This is a genomic window from Massilia sp. BGA-UO-ETr-WB1 (assembly GCF_059567845.1).
Genome location: NZ_JCAQOT010000027.1, coordinates 85,784 through 107,735, shown reverse-complemented (window position 1 = coordinate 107,735; position 21,952 = coordinate 85,784). Strand labels below are relative to the sequence as shown.

Genomic DNA, 21,952 nt, shown 5'->3' with positions numbered 1-21,952 from the left:
CTACCATACGGACAACGCATATGGATATAAGGAAAACAGATATGAGCAACCATTGATGCGCCTCACAGCCCGCGCGCCGGATCGGTTCAAAGTGGGAACTGCCGCCCATATCGGAGGTCCAAATGAACTCGATTGACAATATCACGGAAGATGATGGGCGCATGAACGAACGGATCGCCAACCTGGAGAAGATCGCGGAAGACACCGCAATCCGCTTGGGCTCGCTGGAGCGCAAGGTGGATGGGCTTGCGCGAGACGTGGCGGCCCTGACGCAAACGGTGGCCGAGCTGTCGCAAACCGCCAATGGCTTGCGACAAACCGTCAGCGGCTTGGCACAGGAAGTCAGCGGCTTGGGACAAACCGTCAGCGGCTTGGTACAGAACGCCGCATTGCTCACCCAAACGGTCTCCGCCCAAACTCAAAACATGGCTGCGCTTACGCAAACGGTAGCGGCGCTGGCGGAGCAAGTCAATAAAATTGAGCTGCGGCTTGGAATTATCGAGAACACTTTCGTCACGAGGGAATATCTGGAGAAAGCACTTCATGGTATGACGTGGCGCATTATTGGGGCGATTACGCTGCTGACGGGTGCTGTCTGGTTTGCCTCCCGCTACAACCCGCCGTACGCCCCGCCCGCGCCAACGGTTGCGACCGCGCCAGCCGCGCCTGCGCAGGCGTCGCCGCAGCGCCTGCCTTGACAGCCGCCGGCCGCACTTAGCCGGCAGAGGCAGTATCGGCTCACGGAATAGACGAAGGACTCAGCCGCGCCGCGCGATATGTCGCCAGCGCCGCATGACATCTGCGGCCTGCCTGCGCGTCAGGCCGCCGGCGCCTCGCGGCCCTGCTCCAGCGCGGCCACCACTGCCGCCAGCACCTCTTCCGACTGCGCCGGGTCCGCCATCACGCGGGACAGCACCAGGCCGCCCACCATGCTGGCGTAGTCGGCGATGGCCTGCCGCCGCTTGGCGGCGGCGTCCACGCCAGGCTCCAGCTCGGCCAGCAGCTTCAGCTGGGCCTGCACGCCGTCGGACATCGCCTTGCGCACTTCCGGGCCGGCGCGCGCCACGTCCGTGCCCAGCGTGCTGACCGCGCAGCCCTTGCCCGGCGCGTCGCGGTGCGCAACAGACAGGTACGATTCGGCAATCGCCGCCACCGGCCGCTCCGGCGCCCGCTCGGCCAGCTTGCGCCACTTCGTCACCGACTTTTCCAGCGCCTTGGCTGCCGCTTCCGCCAGCAGCAGCTCCTTGGAGCCGAAATGCCCGTAGAAGCCGCCATGGGTCAGGCCGGCGCCCTTCATCAGATCGGCCACGCCGATGCCGTCAAAGCCCTTTTCGCGGAACAGCCTGGCCGCCGTCTCCACGATCCGCTCGCGGTTCAATGCCGCCTGCTCCCTGCTCACCTTCATGTCGCTCTCCTTCCGCAAAGTTCTACTTGACATTATACATTATGGACGTAATATATTCAATATTGATGACAGTCGTCATTTAAAACTCTCAAGGAGCTCCACCATGCAATACAAAACTTTCGGCCGCCGCACCGGGCTGCGCGTTTCCGAAGTGGCCCTGGGCACCGGCAATTTCGGCACCGGCTGGGGCCACGGCGCCGAACGCAGCGAAGCCAAAAGCATGTTCGACGGCTACGTGGAAGCCGGCGGCAACTTCATCGACACCGCCAACGGCTACCAGGGCGGGCAGGCCGAGGACATGGCGGGCGACTTCATCGCCGCCGACCGCGACCATTTCGTGCTGGCCACCAAGTACACGCTGGGCGTGGCCGGCAACGACGGCCTCTCGCGCACCGGCAACAGCCGCAAAGCCATGATCCAGTCGGTGGAAGCCAGCCTGAAGCGCCTGAAGACCGACCGCATCGACCTGCTGTGGACCCACTTCTCCGACGAGCAAACGCCAATGGAAGAGATCCTGCGCGCCTTCGACGACCTGGTGCGCTCCGGCAAAATCCTGTACGCCGGCCTGTCCAACTTCCCGGCCTGGCGCATCGCCCGCGCCGACCTGATGGCCGAGCTGCGCGGCTGGGCGCCCATCATCGGCGTGCAGATGGAATACAGCCTGGCCGAGCGCAGCGGCGACCGCGAACTGCTGCCGATGGCCGAGGCGCTGGGCCTGGGCGGCGCGCTGTGGTCCCCGCTGGGCGGCGGCGTGCTCACCGGAAAGTACCGCAACAACGAAGGCGGCCGCCTGCAAGCCTTCGGCGGCATGCTGTTCCGCGACGAGAAGGACCAGCGTACCAGCGCCACCGTGGACGCCGTGCTGGCGGTGGCCGGCGAACTGGACGCCACGCCGACCCACGTGGCCATCGCCTGGCTGCTGGAACGCGGCCGCCGCTCGGCCACCAGCCTGGTGCCCATCCTCGGCCCGCGCTCGCGCGCGCACCTGCACGGCACCTTGGGCGCGCTGACGCTGAAGCTGAGCGACGAACAATACGCCCGCCTGTCGGCCGTCAGCGCCGTGCCGCTGGGTGCGCCCCATGAATCGGCCGCCGCCTCGGCCAGCGGGATCGCCGGCGGCCAGCCGGAGCTGCTGCTGCCCGCCAAATTCCCTGTTGCCTGAACCGTCCGCCTGAAAGGAAACACCATGAAAGCCGTCATCAGCGCCTATGCGCGCTCCCCGTTCCACTTTGCCAAGAAAGGCAAACTGGCTGAAACCCGTCCCGACGACCTCGCCGCCCAGGTGGTGCAAGGTCTGATGCAGCGCACCGGCCTCGATCCGGCGCTGCTGGACGACGTCATCCTCGGCTGCGCCTATCCCGAGTCATCGCAGGGCAACAACCTGGCCCGCATCGTCTCGCTGCTGGCCGGCTTCCCGTTCGAGGTGCCGGGCATGACGGTCAACCGCTTCTGCGGCTCGTCCATGTCCGCCATCCACATCGCCGCCGCGCAGATCGAAGCCGGGCTGGGCGAAGCCTACCTGTGCGTGGGCGTGGAATCGATGACCATGGTGCCGCAGGGCGGTTACAACTTCTCGCCCAACCCCACCTTGTACGAGCACAGCGACACCTACATCAGCATGGGCAACACGGCCGAAAACGTGGCCAGCCGCTATGAGGTGGCGCGCGCGGACCAGGAGCGCATGGCCTGGGAATCGCACCGCAAGGCCGCCACGGCGCGCGAGACGGGCCTGCTGGCCGATGAAATCGTGCCGGTGCGCACCTCCGCAGGCGAGCTGGTGAACGAGGACGGCTGCATCCGCCCGGGCACGTCGCTGGAAGCGCTGGCGGGGCTGAAACCGGTGTTCCGCGACGACGGCGTGGTCACGGCGGGCACCTCCTCGCCGCTGACGGACGGCGCCTCGGCGGTGCTGGTGACCAGCGAAGCGTTCGCCCGCAAGCACGGCCTGAAGCCGAGCGCGCGCATCATCGGCATGGCCTCGGCGGGCGTGGACCCGGCGGTGATGGGCATCGGCCCGGTGCCGGCCACGCGCAAGGCGCTGGCGCAGGCGGGCATCACGGCGCAGCAGCTGGACGTGGCCGAGATCAACGAAGCGTTCGCCTCGCAGGCGCTGGCCAGCGTGCGCGAGCTGGGCATCGATCCGGCCATCGTGAATATCGACGGCGGCGGCATGGCCATCGGCCACCCGCTGGGCGCCACCGGCGCGCGCATCACCGGCAAGGCGGCCGTGCTGCTGGCGCGCACACAAGGCCGCTACGCGCTGGCCACCCAGTGCGTGGGCGGCGGCCAGGGCGTCGCCACCGTGCTTGAGGCGCTGTAGCCTCAGGAGGCCATGGCCAGTTCGACGCAGTTGCGGCCGGCGCGCTTGGCGCGGTGCAGGGCGGCGTCCAGGCGTTCCAGCAGGGTCGCTGCGTTCTCTTCCGGGCCGGCCTGCGCCACGCCCAGGCTGATGGTCACCGTTTCGCAGCCCGGCAGCTCGGTGCCGGCGATGGTCTCGCGCAGCTTTTCGGCCAGCTTGAGGGCGTCGATGGCGGCGGTGTGGGTGGCGATGATGAGGAACTCTTCGCCCCGCATGCGCACCAGCATGTCCGACGTGCGCAGCCGGGCCAGCACGGTCTGCGCCACCGTCCGCAAGGCCTGGTCGCCGCAGGGGTAGCCGTAGATGTCGTTGACCGAACGGAAATTGTCGATGTCGAAGGCGATCACGCCCAGCGGCATGCCGTAGCGCCGCGCGCGCCGCATCTCGTTGTCCAGCTCGCCCTCGCCGTGGCGCCGGTTGAACGCCCCGGTCAGCGCATCCACCGTGGTGATCTGGGTCAGCTTGCCGGCCAGCGCGTCGTTCTGATGCTTGAGCTCGCTCATCGCCAGGCCGAAGCTGATGAACTGCGCCAGGCTGCCCAGGCCGGAAAACTGTTCGCGCGAGAACGCCAGGTGGCGGTCGAACATCAGGCTGACGGCGCCCTGCACCGGCCCGCCCGCCTCGCTGCGCAGCGGCAGCGCCAGCACCATGCGCACGCCCTTGTCATGCAGGCTCATGGCCAGCTCCGGCTCGCCCGCCTTCTCCGGCGCGTCCAGCAGCACCATGTCGCCGCTGCCCACCGCCATCAGCGGCGGGAAGCTGTCGAACAGCGGCGACTGCAGCAGCCGGTCGCCGCGCTGCAGCAGGCGCGCCATGTCCAGCTGGTTGCGCGACTCCTGCGCCGCCAGCACCAGGTTGCCGCGCTCCTGCATGTGGAACAGCGCCGCGTGCCGCACGCCGGGGAAGCTGCACAGCGCGCTGCAGATGCGCGCCGCCATCACATCCAGCTCTTCCATGCCGCTCAGCGCCCGCTGCACGCTGCGCTGGATGGCCAGCAGGTCGCGCAATTCCTTTTCCTTTTCCAGCAGGGCTTGCTGCGCGCTGGCCGCCGCGTCCAGCGGCGCGGTCAGCGCCTGGCTGACGGATTGCTGCAAGTCTTCGCTGAGGAGCGGGCTGATGCGGTAGGCCAGCGGGCCGGCCGCCATCAGCTCCGGCAGCCACGACGTGTTACCGTAGGGGCACAGCACCAGCACCGGCGCGCCGTGCCGGGCGCGTATCAGCGCGCCGGCGGCGGCCAGGTCGCCGTGGCCGGCAAAGCCGTCCAGGTCCAGCACCAGCAGGTCGACAGGCTGGCGCGCCAGCATGGCGGTGGCGCCGTCAAAGGTTTCCGTCAGCAACAAGCGGTTGAACAGTTCGCCGCAGCTAGCCTGGAACTCTCCCCGCCTCTCGCCGGCCAGGTTGAGAAAAAGCCCTACCCGCCGGGCGTGGCTGTCTATGTCTGCGGTCATGAGATATCCCCAAGTATTCTTGTAAGTTCCCTATACAGTTTGCCATAAAGTTCATAATTAGCAACGTATGTGGGCAAAAAATACAGATTTATGTGTGAAACCGCACCGTCAACGGCGCACGCCGTCTGAATACTGGCTGCTTGAGATGAAGGAGAGCGTCATGCCAAATTCGGAAAACAAGTCGGCGGAGTCGGCCGGCAGCATGCAGCGTGCTGTCCAGCAAGAGCAGGACAGGCGCGACCAGGCCCAGGGACAACATGGCCAGCAGCAGGAAAACCGGGACGCGGTGCAGACCGGCCGCCACGACCAGCCCAGCCCGCCCCTGCCCAAGCAGCACCTGGAAAAGCCGGGCAGCGAGGCGGACATGGAATTGAAGCCGCGCTTCCTGGCGCCGGACTATTGCGGCAGCGGCAAGCTGAGTGGCATGGCCGCCATCATCACCGGCGGCGACTCCGGCATCGGCCGCTCGGTGGCGGTGCTGTACGCGCGCGAGGGGGCGGACGTGGCCATCGTCTACCTGGACGAGCACGAGGACGCGGCCGAAACCAAGCGCTACGTGGAAGCCGAGGGCCAGAGCTGCCTGCTGCTGCCGGGCGACGTGTGCGACGCCGAATTTTGCCGCCGCGCCGTGGCGCAGACCATTGCTGAATTCGGCCACATCGACATCCTGGTCAACAACGCGGCCTTCCAGGAGCACGCCGGCTCGCTGGCCGAGCTGAGCGAGGAGCGCTTCGACCTCACCATGAAAACCAATATCTACGGCTACTTCCACATGGCCAAGGCGGTGGAACCGCACCTGCAGCGCGGCGCGTCCATCATCAACACCGGCTCGGTGACCGGGCTGGAGGGTTCGGCGCACCTGCTGGACTATTCCACCACCAAGGGCGCGATCCACGCTTTCACGATGTCGCTGGCGTCCAACCTGCTGGACAAGGGCATCCGCGTGAACGCGGTGGCGCCGGGACCGGTGTGGACGCCGCTCAATCCGGCCGATCAGCCTCCCGAGAAGATCGCCCAGTTCGGCGCCAAGACGGACATGAAGCGCCCCGCCCAGCCCGAAGAACTGTCGCCGGCCTACGTGTTCCTGGCGGCGCCCAGCTGCTCCAGCTATATCACGGGCATCGTGCTGCCGATTACCGGCAGCGTGGGCGGATAACACAGGACAACCCGGAGGTAACGCGCCATGGCTCGCTCATTATGGAAAGGCGCCATCAGCTTCGGCCTGGTGCACATCCCGGTCGAGATGCACACGGCCGTGCAGTCGCACGACCTGGACCTCACCATGCTGGACAAGCGCGACTTCTCGCCGATCGGCTTCAAGCGCTACAACAAGAGCACGGGCAAGGAAGTCACCTGGGACAACATCATCAAGGGTTACGAATACAAGGACGGCGAGTACGTGGTGCTGTCGGACGAGGACCTGCGCCAGGCCAACGTGGAAGCGACGCAAACCATCGACATCCTGGCCTTCGTGGACGCCGCCGACGTGCCGCTGACTTATTTCGAGACCCCGTACTACCTGGCGCCGGGGCGCGGCGGCGACAAGGTGTACGCGCTGCTGCGCGAGACCTTGCGCAAGTCCGGCCGCATCGCCATCGCCACGGTGGTGATACGCGTGCGCCAGCACCTGTGCGCGCTGGTATGCGTGGAGGACGCGATTATCCTCAACACCTTGCGCTTCGCGGAGGAAATCCGCAGCAAGGAGGAGCTGAAGCTGCCGCCCAAGACGGTCAAGTCGGCCGGCATCACGGACAAGGAAATGCAGATGGCCCTGTCGCTGGTGGAGGGCATGACGGAGGAATGGGATCCCGAGCAGTACCACGACACCTACAAGAACGACGTGCTGGCTCTGGTGGAGAAAAAGGTGAAAGCCAGGCAGACCAAGTCGATCACCGTGCCTGCGCCGGAGAAGAAGCAGGCGGCCAGCAGCAACGTGGTGGACCTGGTGGCGCTGCTCAAGCAGAGCCTGGGCGGCAAAGGGAAAGGCAAGGCCGCCGCTGCGGAAGAGCCGGAGGATGCGGATGAGGCGGAGGAGGCGGACGACGAAGTGGACGCCGCCCCGCGCGCGCGCAAGCCGGCTGCAGCCAAGGCCGGCGCCAGCAAGACGCGGCCCGCGAGGAGCGCCAGCCCTGCCGCCAAAGCAGCGGCCAAGCCCGCCGCCAAGACCGCCGCGAAAGCGAAACCGCGCACCGCCGCCACGGCCGCGCGCCGCAAGGCGGCCTGACGACGCTTTCGCCGTCCAGGCTGCCGGATTATTCCGGCAAGGCCGACTGCGACACGCAGCCCCAGCCGTCGTTGCGGCCGCCGAACAGTTTGGCGGCCCTGGCCAGCTCGGTTTCGTAGCCCGTGATGCTCTCGTGGGTGGGCACCATGAAGGGATGCGCCTGCACTTGCCATGGCAAGTCGGCGTTGCCCTCGTACGGCGCGAAGGAGACTTTCTGCCCTTCCCGCAAGAGCTGGGTGGCAAATTTCAGCGCGCCGTCTTCGGTGGGGAAGATGACGGAGAAATCCATTTCCCTCGGGATTTCAAGGTCGTCCCCGTCCTGGTCCATGCCCCACAGCACGCCGCCGTTTTCATCGTCCGGAAATTGGGAATAGTCGCGTAACACAATTACCTCCGCAGAATACGTTGCAGGTCATGGCAGCGCGCTACTCTGCCACAAAACCCAGTTCTTTCATGGCCCCGCCGATGCTCTTGGCGGCGCTGTCATAACTCTCCCATGGCGTGTTGCCTTCGTCAAGCCGGGAGTGTATCGTGGCCACGCTCCAATGGTCGCCGCCTTTCAGATGGGACAGCTCTTCCCAGCGCACCGGCACCGAGATGCCGAGGCCGGGCCGGGTGCGCGCGGACCAGGCGCAGACGGTGGTGGCGCCCCGCCCATTGCGCAGGTAGTCGATGAAGATCTTGCCCACCCGGTTCTTTGGCCCGCTCTTGAGCGCGAACCGGTCCGGCAGGGTGGCGGCCATGTGCTCGACGATGGCCTTGGAAAAGGACTTCACCGTGTCCCAGCCGTAGCCCGGCTTGACCGGCACCACCACGTGCAGGCCCTTGCCGCCGCTGGTCTTCAGGAAGGCCGGCAGGCCCAGCTGGTCCAGGAAGGCGCGCATCAGTTCCGCCGCTTCCTGGATGGCCGGCCAGTCCACGCCCTTGCCGGGGTCGAGGTCGAAGATCATGCGGTTGGGTTTTTCGTAGGTGCGGGCCACGGCGTTCTGCGTGTGGATCTCCACCACATTCCACTGCGCGGCCGACAGCAGGCCTTCCACGCTCTTCACCGCCAGCATGGGCGGATGGTCGGGGTCCAGCTCCTGGCCGAGGTGCATCAAGCCGGGCATCTTGGTCACGTCGGCGTGCTTCTGGAAGAACAGTTCCCCGCCCACGCCGGCCGGCGCGCGCACCAGCGATACCGGCCGCCCCTTGAGGTGCTCCATCATCAGGCCGCCCACCAGCGCGTAGTAACGCACCAGCGCGATCTTGGTGGTGCCGCTTTCGGCGTCGATGATGCGGTCCGGGTTGGTGACTTTCAGCGTCTCGGGCAGCGTGCCGTGCAGCCCCTTCGGGGCGGCTGCGGCTGCGGCTGCGGCGTCCGGCTTGCCGGCGCCGCTCCGGGCGCTCTTGCGCGCGGACTTCTCAGGCTCCGCATAGGCCAGGTCTTCCACGTGCGCGGGCTGTTCGCGCGTAATCATCTTGGGCGCCTTGTCGTTGCGCAGCCCCTGGAACACCGCGTGCCGCACCGAGCCGCTACGCGTCCATTCGCCGAAACTGACCTCCGCCACCAGCGTGGGCTTGACCCAGTGCGCCTTCTTGGCGATCGCCCGCGTGGGCGCGAACGGGCTTTCGTCGGCCGCCAGCTTGTCCAGCCTGGCCTTCAGTGTTTTCAGGCTGGCCTCGTTGAAGCCGCTGCCCACGTTGCCCGCGTAATGCAGCTTGCCCTCCTTGCCGCCCTTGTCGTAAGTACCCAGCAGCAGCGAGCCGATGCCGGTGCGCGAGCCTTGCGGGTCGGTATAGCCGCCGATGACGAACTCCTGCCGCTGCCCGCATTTGAGCTTGATCCAGTCGCCCGAGCGGCGCGAGGTGTAGCCCGAATCGCGCCGCTTGCCGATGATGCCCTCCAGTCCCATCTTGCAGGCCGCCGCCACCATCTCTTCCGGCAGCGCCTCCAGCTGCGCGCTCAGGCGCACCATGGCCGCGTCGTGCTTGGCCACGACGGCGGCCAGCAGCTCGCGCCGCTGCACCAGCGGCACGCTGCGCAAGTCATAGCCGTCCAGGTATGGCGCATCGAAAACAAAGTAAACGATATCGCTGGTTTTCTCATTGTCGAACGATTGCTGCAGCAGCCCGAAGTCCGGCCGCCCATTCTCGTCATGCACGACGATCTCGCCGTCGTACCAGCCGCGCGGCAGCTTCATTTTCACCAGCGCGGCGTGCAGCGGCTTGAGCTTGTGGGTCCAGTCGTTGCCGTTGCGCGTGAACAGCTGCACGTCCTTGCCGTCCACCCGCGCCAGGATGCGGTAGCCGTCGAACTTGATCTCGAACAGCCAGTCCTCGGGATTGGCGGGAGGCTTGTCCACCAGCGTCGCCAGTTCGGGCGCCAGCGTGGCGGGAAGCGCGCTCCTTTCCGCGGCGGCTTCGGCCGGGGCGGCGGCGAGGGTGGGCTCAGCGGCGGGCCTGGACGCGGCGGCGCTGCGTTTCTGCGCCTTCGGCATGCCCAGCTTCTTCACGCTGTCCGGCATTTCGTCCACCACGCTGAACTCGGCGGCGGGCCGCGCGTGCTCGTCCTTTTCCTTGATGAGCAGCCACGGCTCCTGCTTCTCGCCGCGCCCCTTCATCCGCACCAGCGCCCAGCGCCCGTGCATCTTGTGGCCGCGCAGCTCGAACTTCAGGTTGCCCGCCTTGTAGCCCTTGCGCGGGTCGTCCAGCGGATGCCAGGTTCCCTTGTCCCAGATGATGACCTTGCCAGCGCCGTACTGCTTCTCCGGTATGGTGCCCTCGAAAGTGTTGTAGGAAATGGGATGGTCTTCCACATGCACGGCCATGCGCTTGTCGCGCGTGTCGTAGCTGGGGCCTTTCGGCACCGCCCAGCTTTTCATGGCGCCGTCCAGCTCCAGCCGGAAGTCGTAATGCAGGCGCGAGGCCCAGTGCTTCTGGATGACGAACGACAGGTTCTCGCCGCCCTCCTCGCCGCCTTCGGCCGGTTCGGGCGTGACGTCGAAGTTGCGCTTGGCCTTGTAGGTTTTCAGTGAGTCGCTCATAGCGCCGACTCTACGCCCGCAGCCCTTGCGCTACGGTTAGCCAGCTAACTTAGCCGGCCAACTTAGCGCGGCGGCCGGCTTCATTTGGCTTTGTAAATGCCGCAGGCAATATACACATCGTCCACCCGCTCGACATACGTGCTCTTCGCTTCCAGCGCGCCGGTCTTGGCGTTCGGCCACTTGTAGTCCACCCAGCCCTTGCCTTCCTTGCTGGCCGCCAGTTCGCGGAACTTCTGCACGAAGTTTACGCCATCCACGTCGCGCAGGTCGCCCAGCGCCTTGCCCACCAGTTTGGCGTTCGCTCCGTGCGCGATGACGGTCCCGCCGCCGTACGGCGACATGAACAGGTACAGGTCCTTTTCGCGGAATTGCGGCGTGCGGCCGTTGATTTCCTCGGCCAGCTTGTCGCGTCCGTTCGCCTTGTAGAAGGCAATGGCCTTCTTCACCAGCGCCACCGCCTCGTCGGCCGTGCCGCGTTCGCCCGCCGCGCCCGCCACGGAACTGGCGCCGATCAGCAGCGCCATCACGATGGATTGCAGGAATTTCATCATTGCCGTCTCCAGGGGATTATGGTGGTGGAACCATGCTATGCCCGGCCCGGAGCGGCATCAAGCGGATTTTCAGCCGCGCACTACCGCTGTTTCACAAGCGCAACAGCCCGGCGTGCTGCTGCGAATTGCGGTCGCCGCGCCGGTAGCTGCGGAAAGTGAGCGCGCCGTCCGCGCCGCGCGCGCAGCAGGTGCAGCCGCCCACGTGCTCGAACCCGCCCAGCCCTGCCCGCTCAAGCTCGTACTGCGCAACGGCGCGCAAATCCAGGTGGCGGCGGGTGGGGACCACGGCGGCGGCGGGCAGCGCCGCGTAGTGGCGCACGAAGTCCTGCGCCAGCTCTTCGCTCACTTCGTAGCACGGCGCGCAGATGGTGGGGCCGATGGCGGCCACCCAGTCGGCCGGCCGCTCGCCGCGCTCGCGCAGCTCGTGCCAGAACTGGCCGATGATGCCGGCGTACAGGCCGCGCCAGCCAGCGTGCAGCGCCGCCGCCATGCCGCCGTCGCGGCGCGCCATCAGCAGCGGCACGCAGTCGGCGGTGATCACGCTGACGGGAACGCCGCGCGCGGCGGTGTAGAACGCGTCGGCCTCGCCTGCGGCCTGCCGCGTTCCAGTGATGTGCACCGAACGCGCGCCGTGCACCTGGCGCTTGTCCGGGCGCAGCTCCCATACCGGTTGCAGCACTTCCGGCACCAGGCAGGACGCCGTGCCAAAACCATGTTCGATACCCGGCACCGCCGCCAGCAACGCGCTCGTGATCAAGCTACCCTCATCGTCAAATCAACCAGCCAGCATGATAAACGAATGGCCGGCTGCCGGGGCGCAGTTGATTGCCGCTCGAAATGCGCCTATAGTCTGAAGCCATCCCCCACCAAAAGGAAGAGCCATGTCCAGCACAAGCTTGCGGCCGGTTTTGCTGCCCTTGCTGGCGGCATTGTCGTGCGCGCTGCCGCCGGCGGCGGCGCACGCGGCACCACCGCCGCTGACCTTCGTCATGCAGGTTTTTCCGCCCTTCAACCAAATGAAGGACGGCCAGCCCAGCGGCGCCTTCCCCGAGATTCTGCGCGAGGTCTGCGCAGCCATGCAGGCGCAGTGCAAACTGGAGGTCTACCCCTGGCGGCGCGCCTACGCGCTGGCCCAGGCCGGCATGGCCGACGGCATCCTGCTGCTGCTCAAGACGCCGGAACGCGACGGGATCTTCCACATGGGCGCACCCGTGCTGCTGTCGTCCTACGTGCTGTACGCCCAGCAGCAAAACCCGGTGCGCTACGCCGGCCCGGCCGACCTGGCCGGCTACACGATCAGCGCCTACGGGCCGTCCGGCACCTCCTACGCCGCAGCCGACCTGGTTCAGCACATTCCCGACGCGCGGCTGGAGATTGAAATGGACAACCCGACCGCGCTGCGCAAGCTGCGCCTGGGCCGCTACGGCGCGAAAAGCGTGGTGTTCATCAACCACGACCTGGCGCTGCACCTGATGAAGCAGGAAGGCGGCGCGGGCCTGAAGCAGGTCGGCGAGGTGCAGAAGATCGAGTACTACATCGGCCTGTCGCGCAAAAAAATGTCCGGGCAACAGGCCGAGCTGTTCCACGCCACGCTGCGCCAGCTGCAGCGCGACGGCACCGTGGCCGCCATCGCCCACAAGTACGGGCTGAAGGCGGCGCCGCACAATTGAGCACGCAACTGAGCACGCAATTGCGCACGCATTGTCCGCTCAATGGCCCTCGCCGCCGGCGTGCGGCGCCGCCGCCGGCGATGCCGGTGGCGCCGCTTGCGGCTTGCGCTCGAACTTGTGCGCAAAGGTACGCAGGATGACGTAGAACACCGGCGTGAGGAACAGGCCGAAGAAGGTCACCCCCAGCATGCCGGCGAACACCGCCACGCCCATCGCGTGCCGCATTTCCGACCCGGCGCCGCTGGAGAACACCAGCGGCAGCACGCCCATGATGAAGGCGATGGACGTCATCAGGATGGGCCGCAGCCGCAGGCGGCAAGCCTCCAGCGCCGCCTGCAGGATGGTGCGTCCGTGGTCCTCCAGCTCGCGCGCGAATTCCACGATCAGGATGGCGTTCTTCGACGCCAGCCCCACCAGCACGAACAGCGCAATCTGCGTGAACACATTGTTGTCGCCGCCCGTGAGCTTCACGCCGGCCAGCGCGCACAGGATCGACATGGGCACGATCAGGATCACCGCCAGCGGCAGGGTCCAGCTCTCGTACTGCGCCGCCAGCACCAGGAACACCAGCAGCACGCACAGCGGGAACACGTAGATCATGGTGTTCCCGGACAGGATGTCCTGGTAGGTCAGCTCGGTCCATTCGTAGCTGATGCCCTTGGGCAGCACTTCGCGCGCCAGCTTCTCCAGCGCCTCCTGCGCCTGCCCGGACGACACGCCCGGCGCCGGGCCGCCGTTCAGGTCCGCCGCCACGTAGGCGTTATAGCGCTGCACCATGTCCGGCCCGTAGGCGTCGCTGACGCGCATCAGCGACGACAGCGGTATCATCTCGCCCCGCTCGCTGCGCACCTTGAGCTGGGCGATCTGCTCCACCCGCGAACGGAACTGCGCGTCCGCCTGCACCCGCACTTGGTAGGTGCGGCCGAACTGGTTGAAGTCGTTCACGTACAGCGAGCCGAGGTTGATCTGCAAGGTCTGATAGATGGTGGGCAGCGCCACGCCGAGCTGCTTGGCGCGGGTGCGGTCGATGTCGGCGAACAGTTGCGGCACGTTGATCTGGTAGCTGGAGAACACGCCGGCCAGCTTCGGATCCTGCCAGGCCTTCATCTGCAGGGCCTGCACCGCCTTATACAACTCGTCGTAGCCCAGGTTGCCCCGGTCTTCTATCATCATCTTGAAGCCGCCGATGGTGCCCAGGCCGTTTACCGGCGGCGGCGGGAACACCATGATGAAGGCGTCCTGGATGGCGCCCATGCGCTTGTTCACTTCGGCCGCGATGCCCAGGCCGGATTCGGCGTCGCCGTGCCGTTCATGGAATGGCTTCAGGCCGATGAAGACGATGCCAGCGTTGGGCGCGTTGGTGAAGCCGTTGATCGACAGGCCGGGGAAAGCGATCGAGTCCTGCACGCCGGGCACGCCGGTGGCCACGTCGGACATGCGGCGGATCACGGCGTCGGTGCGGTCCAGCGAGGCGGCGTCCGGCAGCTGCGCGAAGCCGACCAGGTACTGCTTGTCCTGCCCCGGCACGAAGCCTTCCGGCACCGCGCGGAACATCAGGCCGGCGCCCACCACCAGCAGCAGGTAGACGCCGACCGCGCCCGCTTTGCGTTTCAGCACCCCTCCCACGCCGTCCTCGTAGCGCGCCGAGGCGCGGCCGAAGACCTTGTTAAACCAGTGGAAGAAGCGCCCGAACAGCTTGTCCATCAGCCGCGTCAGCGGATCTTTCGGCGCGTCGTGCGGCTGCAGCAGGGACGCGGCCAGCGCGGGCGCCAGCGTGAGCGAGCTGAAGGCCGAGATCACCGTCGAGATGGCGATGGTGAGCGCGAACTGGCGGTAGAACTGGCCGGACAGGCCGGACACGAAAGCGATCGGCACGAACACCGCGCACAGCACCAGCGCAATGGCGATAATCGGCCCGCTCACCTCCTTCATGGCCTGGATGGTGGCGTCGTGCGGCGTGAGGCCGTTGGCGATGTTGCGCTCCACGTTTTCCACCACCACGATGGCGTCGTCCACCACGATGCCGATCGCGAGCACCAGGCCGAACAGCGACAGCGTGTTGATGGAAAAGCCGAACATCAGCATCACCGCGAAGGTGCCGACGATGGACACCGGCACCGCCAGCAGCGGAATGATGGAGGCGCGCCAGGTTTGCAGGAACACGATCACCACCAGCACCACCAGCGCCACCGCTTCCAGCAGCGTGTGGATCACGGCCTTGATGGATTCGCGCACGAACTGGGTCGGGTCGTAGACCACGTCGAAGTCCACGCCTTCGGGGAAGTCCTTCTTCAGTTCCGCCAGCGTCTTGCGCACGTCGGTGGACAGCTGCAGCGCGTTGGCGCCGGGCGCCTCGAAGATGCCGATGGCGGCCGCCGACTTGTTGTTCAGCAGCGAGCGCAGCGAATAGGAGTTCGAACCCAGCTCCACCCGCGCCACGTCGCGCAGCAAGGTGGTGGCGCCGTCGCCGCTGGTCTTGACCACGATGGCGCCGAAGTCTTCCAGCGTTTTCAAGCGCCCCTGCGTGTTCACCGTGAGCTGGAATTCGGACCCGCGCGACGGCGCCGCGCCGATCACGCCGGCCGCCACCTGCACGTTCTGCTCGCGGATGGCCTGCACCACGTCGTTGGCGGTGAGGTTGCGCGCGGCCACCTTTTGCGGGTCCAGCCACACGCGCATGGCGTAGTCGCCGGCGCCGAACAGCTGCACCTCGCCCATGCCCTGGATGCGCGCCAGCTGGTCCTTCACGTTCAGCACCGCGTAGTTGCGCAGGTAGACATCGTCGTAGCGGCCGTTGGGCGAAACCAGGTGGGCCACCATGGTCAGGTTGGGCGAAGACTTCACCGTGGTCACGCCGATCTGGCGCACTTCCTCGGGCAGGCGCGGCAAGGCGCGCTGCACGCGGTTCTGCACCTGGGTTTCGGCCTGCTCGACGTTGGTGCCGATCTTGAATGTCACCGTCAGCGCCAGCGAGCCGTCCGAGGTGCTCTTGGAGTCCATGTACAGCATGTTCTCGACGCCGTTGATCTGCTCCTCCAGCGGCGCGGCCACGGTTTCGGCGATGATCTTGGGATTGGCGCCGGGGTACTGCGCGCGCACCACCACCGAGGGCGGCACCACGTCCGGGTATTCCGAGATGGGCAGTTCGATGATGGCGATCAGTCCCGCCACGAAAATGATGATGGACAGGACCGCTGCGAAGATGGGTTTGTCGACGAAGAAGCGGGAGAAGTTCATTTCGCCTCCTCAACCTTGGCCACCTTGGCCACCTTGCCGTCATTGGCCGGCTTGGGCGCCGCCGGGTCGTAATCCATGCCGACGGTCTGCGGCGTGAGCGGCGCGCCGGGCCGCACGCGCTGCAGGCCGCCGACCACGATCTTCTCGCCGCGCTCCAGCCCCGAGCGCACCACGCGCAAGCCGTCGATGGACGGTCCCAGCACCACCGGCCGGTATTCGGCCTTGCTGTCCTTGCTCACCACGAAGACGAACTTGCGGTTCTGGTCCGTGCCCACCGCGCGCTCGTTGATCAGCAGCGCCTGCGATGCCTTGCCGTCCTTGCCGCCGCTGACCTGCACGCGCGCAAACAGGCCGGGCACCAGCGTGTGCTCGGCGTTGGCGAAGGTGGCGCGCATGCGCACGCTGCCGGACTGCGGATCGAGCCGGTTGTCGACGAATTCCAGCTTGCCTTCATGCGGGAAGCCCTGCTCGTTGGCCAGGCCCACTTTCACCGCCACCGGCGTGCCCTTGTGCGCCATCGGCCCCACCCGCAGATAGGTTTCCTCGTCGCCGTCGAAACTGGCGTAGATCCGGTCCACCGAGACCACCGAGGTCAGCACCGCCGTGGTATCGACCAGGTTGCCGATGGTGATTTCAGCCTTGCTGACGCGGCCCGCGATGGGCGACTGCACCCGAGTGTAGGCCATGTTCAGGCGCGCCGTCTCCAGCGCCGCCTGGGCGCCGCGCAGGTCCGCGTCCAGCTCCTTCAGGGCGGCCGCGCGCTCGTCCAGTTCGCGCTGGGCGATGGCGCGGTCGGCGTACAGCCGTTCGGCGCGGGTCAGCTCCAGCTTGGCCAGTTCGGCCTTGGCGCGGTTGGAGGCCACCGCCGCCTCGGCCCCGCTCAGCGCGGCCTGGTAGGGGCGCGGGTCGATCACGAACAGCACGTCGCCCTTGCGCACGATGCTGCCCGGCGTGAAGTTGACGGCGGTGATGTAGCCGCCCACGCGCGGCCGCACGTCGACCCGTTCGATGGCTTCCAGCCGGCCCGAAAATTCCTGGGTCTCGGTGATTTCCTTTTCCACCACCACGGCGGCGGACACCGGCGCCCCGCCCTGCGGTGGCGCCTCCTTCGGTTTCCCGCCGCAGGCGCTCATCAAAACAAACGGCAAGACAAACGGCAATACGGCCAGCACCTTCCGGATGCTGGCCAGCAATGACTGTTTCATGGTCTTCCTTCGCTGTCGATTCTGCACAGAGTCTAGCGAGGAACACCGCCGAAGGCGAGTTAAACGATGTTAAAAAAAAACGGCGCCATCACTGGCGCCGTCAAGGGCAAAACGAGAACTACCGGTATAGGATTAACTCAAAATTACTTGGAGGCAACCGCCAGCTGCGCGCCGGCATCCCAGCCGCCGCCCAGCGAGCGGATCAGCGCCACGGTGGTGACGGCACGGCTGCCGCGCAGCTGCACCGCCGCGCGTTCCACGCTGGCCAGGTTGCGCTGCGCGTCCAGCAGGTCCAGGTAGCTGGAACGGCCGGCGGCGTACAGCTTCTGCGCCAGGTCGGCCGAGCGGCGCGCCGAGACCAGCGCGTCGTCGATTTCCTGGGTCTGGCCGGACAGGATGCGCAGGCCGGCCAGGTTGTCTTCCACCTCGGCGAACGCGGTGAGCACGCTCTGGCGGTAGCTGGCCACGGATTCTTCCAGCGCCGCTTCGCTGCGCACCACGTTGTTCTTGTTGCGGCCGCCGTCGATCAGCGGCATGGACATCAGCGCGCCCAGCACCCACGAGCGGCTGCTCCACTTGAACACTTCCGAGAACGTGCCGGCGGCGCCGCCGCCGTTGGCGTTGATGTTCAGCGCCGGGAACATGGCCGCGCGGGCCACGCCGATGCGGGCGTTGGACGCCTCCATGGCGCGCTGCGCGGAGGCGATGTCCGGACGGCGTTCCAGCAGCGCCGACGGCAGGCCGGCCGGGATGGCGGGCAGCAGCGACGAATCCAGCAGCGGGCTGACGCCGGCCGTGAAGTCGGCTGCCGGTTTACCCAGCAGTACGGCCAGCGCGTGCTCGGTGGTCACCCGGGTGCGCTGCAGGCCGATGGCTTCGGCGCGCGAGGTGGCCAGTTCGGTCTTGGCGCGCGACAGGTCGAATTCGCCGATGTCGCCCAGGTCGAAGCGGCGCTGGTTGACCTTTACGTTTTCTTCCCGCAGGCGGACGGTCTGCTCCAGCGTGGCCAGTTCGGCGTCGGTGGCGCGCAGACGGAAGTAAGTCTGCGCCACGTCGGCCTGCACCGCCAGCAGCACCGAGCGGTAGGTCGCTTCCACCGAGGCGGCGTCGCTGCGGGCCGCGTCCACGCCGGAGGACACGCGGCCGAACAGGTCGACCTCGTAGCTGGCGGTCAGGCTGGCGGTGTAGCTGGTCTGCGGCGCCACCGGCGAGCCGGCCGGCAGGCCGAGCGACTGCGCCGAGTTGCGGGCGCGCTGGGCGCCCACGCCCACGCCGACCTGCGGAATGCGGTCCGCTTCGGCGATGCCGGCAATGGCGCGCGCCTGCTTGACGCGGGCGGCCGCCACGGCCAGGTTGGCGTTGGCCTTGGTGGCTTCGCCGATCAGCTGGTTCAGGGCCGGATCGTTGAAGGCCAGCCACCACTCGCCGCGCGGCTGCTGTTCGGCAGGCTGCGCCTGCTTCCAGCGGCTGCCGTCGGCGGCGGTTTGCACCGCGTTGGCCGGCAGCTGGCCTTCCTTGAAGGCCGTCGGCACCGCGATCTCGGGCTGTTTGAAAGTTGGCGCGGCGCAGGCGGTCAGCAGCAGCGCTGCGACCAGTGGCGCCACACCCTTGCCGATCATATTCGCGATCATATTCATATTAGTGAGTCCCTTCCAGTTTGGCAGGCGCCGCAGCGGCGTCGGCCGGGGATTTCTTCTCCATGCGCTGGGCCAGGGTGCGCAGCAGGACGTAGAACACAGGCGTGAGGAACAGGCCGAAGAAGGTCACGCCCAGCATGCCGGCAAACACCGCCACACCCATGGCATGGCGCATTTCCGAACCGGCGCCGCTCGAGAACACCAGGGGCACGACACCCATGATGAAAGCGATCGACGTCATCAGGATCGGACGCAGACGCAGGCGGCAGGCTTCCAGGGCGGCTTGCAGCACGGTGCGGCCATGGTCTTCCAGTTCGCGGGCGAATTCCACAATCAGAATAGCATTCTTCGACGCCAACCCCACCAGCACAAACAGCGCAATCTGGGTGAAGATGTTGTTGTCGCCGCCGGTCACCTTCACGCCGATCAGGGCGCACAGGATGGACATCGGCACGATCAGGATCACCGCCAGCGGCAGGGTCCAGCTCTCGTACTGGGCAGCCAGCACCAGGAACACCAGCAGCACGCACAGCGGGAACACATAGATCATGGTGTTACCAGACAGGATCTCCTGGAAAGTCAAATCAGTCCACTCGTAGGCTATCCCTTTTGGCAGAGTCTCTTTGGCGATCTGCTCGAAGATGGCTTGCGCGGTGCCCGACGAAACGCCCGGCGCAGGGCCGCCGTTCATGTCGGCCGACACGTAGGCGTTGTAGCGCTGCACGCGGTCCGGGCCGTAGCTGTCCTTCACACGCATCAGCGACGACAGCGGGATCATCTCGCCCTTGTCGTTGCGCACTTTCAGCTGGGCGATCTGCTCGGCCTGCGAACGGAACGGCGCGTCAGCCTGTACGCGCACCTGATAAGTGCGGCCGAACTGGTTGAAGTCGTTCACGTACAGCGAACCCAGGTTGATCTGCAAGGTCTGGTAGATGGTCGCCAGCGGCACGCCCAGCTGTTTGGCCTTGGTGCGGTCCACGTCCGCGAACAGCTGCGGCACGTTGATCTGGAAGCTGGAGAACACGCCTTGCAGCTGCGGATTGCCCCATGCTTTCATCTGCATCGCCTGGCTGGCTTTGTACAGCTCGTCGTAGCCGACGTTGCCGCGGTCTTCCAGCATCATCTTGAAACCGCCGATGGTGCCCAGGCCATTGACCGGCGGCGGCGGGAACACCATCACGAACGCGTCCTGCACGGCGCCCATGCGCTTGTTGATCTCGGCGGCGATGGCCTCGGCCGACTGGCTCTTGTCCTTGCGCTCGTGGAACGGCTTGAGCGTGGTGAACACGATGCCGGAGTTCGGCGCATTGGTGAAGCCGTTGATCGACAGGCCGGGGAAAGCCACGCTGGCTTCCACGCCCGGGATTTCCTGGGCGATGGCGGACATCTTCTTGATCACGGCGTCGGTGCGGTCCAGCGAAGCGGCGTCCGGCAGCTGGGCGAAGCCCACCAGGTACTGCTTGTCCTGCGCGGGAACGAAGCCCGAAGGCACGGCCTTGAACATGAACACGGCGGCGACGGCCAGCAGCGCGTACACGCCCAGCGCGGCCGATTTGCGGCGCAGCACGCCCTGCACGCCCACTTCGTACTTGTCCGACGCGCGGCCGAAGAAGCGGTTGAACCAAGCGAAGAAGCGGCCGAAGATCTTGTCCATGCCGCGCGTCAGCGCGTCTTTCGGCGCGTCATGCGGTTTCAGCAGGGCTGCCGACAGGGCCGGGGCCAGGGTCAGCGAGCTGAATGCCGAGATCACGGTCGAGATGGCGATGGTCAGCGCGAACTGGCGGTAGAACTGGCCGGTCAGGCCGGACACGAAGGCGATCGGCACGAACACGGCGCACAGCACCAGGGCGATGGCGATAATCGGGCCGCTCACCTCTTTCATGGCCTGGATGGTCGCGTCGCGCGGCGTCAGGCCGTTGGCGATATTGCGCTCGACGTTCTCCACCACCACGATGGCGTCATCGACCACGATACCGATGGCCAGCACCAGGCCGAACAGCGACAGCGTGTTGATCGAGAAGCCGAACGCGATCATCACCGCGAAGGTGCCCACCACCGACACCGGCACGGCCAGCAGCGGAATCACCGATGCGCGCCAGGTTTGCAGGAAGATGATCACCACCAGCGCCACCAGCACGATCGCTTCGATCAGGGTGTGGATCACGGAGTCGATCGACTCGCGCACGAATTGGGTTGGGTCGTACACAATGCTGTATTCGACGCCTTCCGGAAAATCTTTCGACAGCTCGGCCATCTTGGCGCGCACGTCCGAGGACAGCTGCAGCGCGTTGGCGTTGGGGGCTTCGAAAATAGGGATAGCCACGGCGGACTTGTTGTTCAGCAGCGAGCGCAGGGCGTAGGAGTTCGAGCCCATTTCCAGGCGCGCCACATCCTTCAGCAAGGTGACAGCGCCGTCGGCGTTGGTCTTGACGATGATGTTGCCGAATTCCTCGACGGTCTGCAGGCGGCCTTGCGTGTTCACGGTCAGCTGGAAGTCGGCGTCCTTGGCCGGCCCCTGGCCGATCACGCCGGCCGCCACTTGCACGTTCTGCTCGCGGATGGAGGCCACCACGTCGCCGGCGGTCAGGTTGCGGGCCGCCACTTTCTGCGGATCGAGCCAGACGCGCATGGCGTAGTCGCCGGAACCGAACAGCTGGACTTCGCCCATGCCGTTGATGCGGGCCAGCTGGTCCTTCACGTTCAGCACCGCGTAGTTGCGCAGGTACAGATCGTCATAGCGGCCGTCGGGCGACTGCAAGTGGACCACCATGGTCAGGTTGGGCGACGACTTGACGGTCGTCACGCCGATCTGGCGCACCTCTTCCGGCAGGCGCGGCAGCGCGCGCTGCACGCGGTTCTGCACCTGGGTTTCGGCCTGCTCGACGTTGGTGCCGATCTTGAACGTCACGGTCAGCGCCAGCGCGCCGTCCGACGTGTTCTGCGACGACATGTAGAGCATGTTCTCGACGCCGTTGATCTGCTCTTCCAGCGGCGCGGCCACGGTTTCGGCAATGATCTTCGGATTCGCGCCGGGATACTGCGCGCGCACCACCACGGAGGGCGGCACCACGTCCGGATACTCGGAGATGGGCAGCTTGAAGATGGAGATCAATCCACCGACGAAAATGATGATCGATAGAACCGCCGCGAAGATCGGTTTATCGACAAAGAAGCGTGAAAAGTTCATAGG

16 protein-coding genes are annotated in these 21,952 nt (G+C 66.5%); 6 read left to right on the top strand and 10 right to left on the bottom strand.

What is annotated here, in order from left to right:
* Window positions 1-122: 122 nt before the first annotated feature.
* Window positions 123-698, top strand: a complete 576-nt coding sequence (locus AC56DV_RS27435) for a hypothetical protein (RefSeq protein WP_496317386.1) — start codon at window positions 123-125, stop codon at window positions 696-698.
* Between the two features lie 119 nt (window positions 699-817).
* On the opposite strand, the gene AC56DV_RS27430 is transcribed toward AC56DV_RS27435, so the two are convergent.
* Window positions 818-1,405 carry a TetR/AcrR family transcriptional regulator gene (locus tag AC56DV_RS27430; RefSeq protein WP_496317385.1) on the bottom strand — a complete coding sequence of 196 codons (588 nt, stop codon included), beginning with the start codon at window positions 1,403-1,405 and terminating at the stop codon, window positions 818-820.
* 103 nt (window positions 1,406-1,508) lie between these two features.
* Here AC56DV_RS27430 and AC56DV_RS27425 point away from each other — a divergent pair, with 103 nt between their 5' ends.
* Both AC56DV_RS27425 and AC56DV_RS27420 read left to right on the top strand, forming a co-directional pair.
* On the top strand, window positions 1,509-2,567 hold the full coding sequence (locus AC56DV_RS27425; RefSeq protein WP_496317384.1) for an aldo/keto reductase: 1,059 nt from the start codon (window positions 1,509-1,511) through the stop codon (window positions 2,565-2,567).
* A gap of 24 nt (window positions 2,568-2,591) precedes the next feature.
* Window positions 2,592-3,725: a thiolase family protein gene (locus AC56DV_RS27420; protein WP_496317383.1), complete on the top strand. Its 1,134-nt coding sequence runs from the start codon at window positions 2,592-2,594 to the stop codon at window positions 3,723-3,725.
* Between the two features lie 2 nt (window positions 3,726-3,727).
* Here the strand turns inward: AC56DV_RS27420 and AC56DV_RS27415 are convergent, their stop codons facing one another.
* A complete protein-coding gene (locus AC56DV_RS27415) occupies window positions 3,728-5,212 on the bottom strand; it encodes a GGDEF domain-containing protein (RefSeq protein WP_496317382.1) in 1,485 nt (494 codons plus the stop codon).
* Window positions 5,213-5,372: 160 nt separating this feature from the next.
* Between AC56DV_RS27415 and AC56DV_RS27410 the strand changes: the two genes are divergently transcribed.
* On the top strand, window positions 5,373-6,368 hold the full coding sequence (locus AC56DV_RS27410; protein WP_496317381.1) for an SDR family oxidoreductase: 996 nt from the start codon (window positions 5,373-5,375) through the stop codon (window positions 6,366-6,368).
* A gap of 27 nt (window positions 6,369-6,395) precedes the next feature.
* Entirely contained in the window at window positions 6,396-7,436 is a 1,041-nt protein-coding gene (gene ku / locus AC56DV_RS27405; protein ID WP_496317380.1) for a non-homologous end joining protein Ku, read from the top strand.
* Window positions 7,437-7,464: 28 nt separating this feature from the next.
* Here ku and AC56DV_RS27400 read toward each other — a convergent pair whose 3' ends face one another.
* From AC56DV_RS27400 to AC56DV_RS27385, 4 genes are all read right to left on the bottom strand, one after another.
* On the bottom strand, window positions 7,465-7,821 hold the full coding sequence (locus AC56DV_RS27400) for a ribonuclease E inhibitor RraB (RefSeq protein ID WP_496317379.1): 357 nt from the start codon (window positions 7,819-7,821) through the stop codon (window positions 7,465-7,467).
* Between the two features lie 40 nt (window positions 7,822-7,861).
* On the bottom strand, window positions 7,862-10,462 hold the full coding sequence (gene ligD / locus AC56DV_RS27395) for a DNA ligase D (RefSeq protein ID WP_496317378.1): 2,601 nt from the start codon (window positions 10,460-10,462) through the stop codon (window positions 7,862-7,864).
* Between the two features lie 80 nt (window positions 10,463-10,542).
* Window positions 10,543-11,013 (bottom strand): cache domain-containing protein, encoded by a 471-nt coding sequence (locus AC56DV_RS27390; protein ID WP_496317377.1) that lies wholly within the window; start codon window positions 11,011-11,013, stop codon window positions 10,543-10,545.
* Window positions 11,014-11,104: 91 nt separating this feature from the next.
* A complete protein-coding gene (locus AC56DV_RS27385; protein ID WP_496317376.1) occupies window positions 11,105-11,770 on the bottom strand; it encodes a purine nucleoside phosphorylase YfiH/LACC1 family protein in 666 nt (221 codons plus the stop codon).
* 124 nt (window positions 11,771-11,894) lie between these two features.
* On the opposite strand from AC56DV_RS27385, the gene AC56DV_RS27380 reads away from it, so the two are divergent.
* Window positions 11,895-12,683 carry a substrate-binding periplasmic protein gene (locus AC56DV_RS27380; protein ID WP_496317375.1) on the top strand — a complete coding sequence of 263 codons (789 nt, stop codon included), beginning with the start codon at window positions 11,895-11,897 and terminating at the stop codon, window positions 12,681-12,683.
* A 39-nt stretch (window positions 12,684-12,722) separates the two neighbouring features.
* Here the strand turns inward: AC56DV_RS27380 and AC56DV_RS27375 are convergent, their stop codons facing one another.
* The 4 genes from AC56DV_RS27375 to AC56DV_RS27360 all read right to left on the bottom strand — a co-directional run bounded on the left by AC56DV_RS27375 (window position 12,723) and on the right by AC56DV_RS27360 (window position 21,949).
* The gene (locus tag AC56DV_RS27375) at window positions 12,723-15,920 is read right to left on the bottom strand and encodes an efflux RND transporter permease subunit (protein ID WP_496317374.1); all 3,198 of its coding nucleotides are present in this window, start codon (window positions 15,918-15,920) and stop codon (window positions 12,723-12,725) included.
* Window positions 15,917-17,125 carry an efflux RND transporter periplasmic adaptor subunit gene (locus tag AC56DV_RS27370; protein WP_496317373.1) on the bottom strand — a complete coding sequence of 403 codons (1,209 nt, stop codon included), beginning with the start codon at window positions 17,123-17,125 and terminating at the stop codon, window positions 15,917-15,919. The genes AC56DV_RS27375 and AC56DV_RS27370 overlap by 4 nt, the downstream gene beginning before the upstream one ends.
* A 143-nt stretch (window positions 17,126-17,268) precedes the next feature.
* Window positions 17,269-18,762, bottom strand: coding sequence for an efflux transporter outer membrane subunit (locus tag AC56DV_RS27365; protein WP_496317372.1), 1,494 nt, complete (start codon window positions 18,760-18,762; stop codon window positions 17,269-17,271).
* 1 nt (window position 18,763) lies between these two features.
* On the bottom strand, window positions 18,764-21,949 hold the full coding sequence (locus AC56DV_RS27360) for an efflux RND transporter permease subunit (RefSeq protein WP_496317371.1): 3,186 nt from the start codon (window positions 21,947-21,949) through the stop codon (window positions 18,764-18,766).
* Window positions 21,950-21,952: the final 3 nt, after the last annotated feature.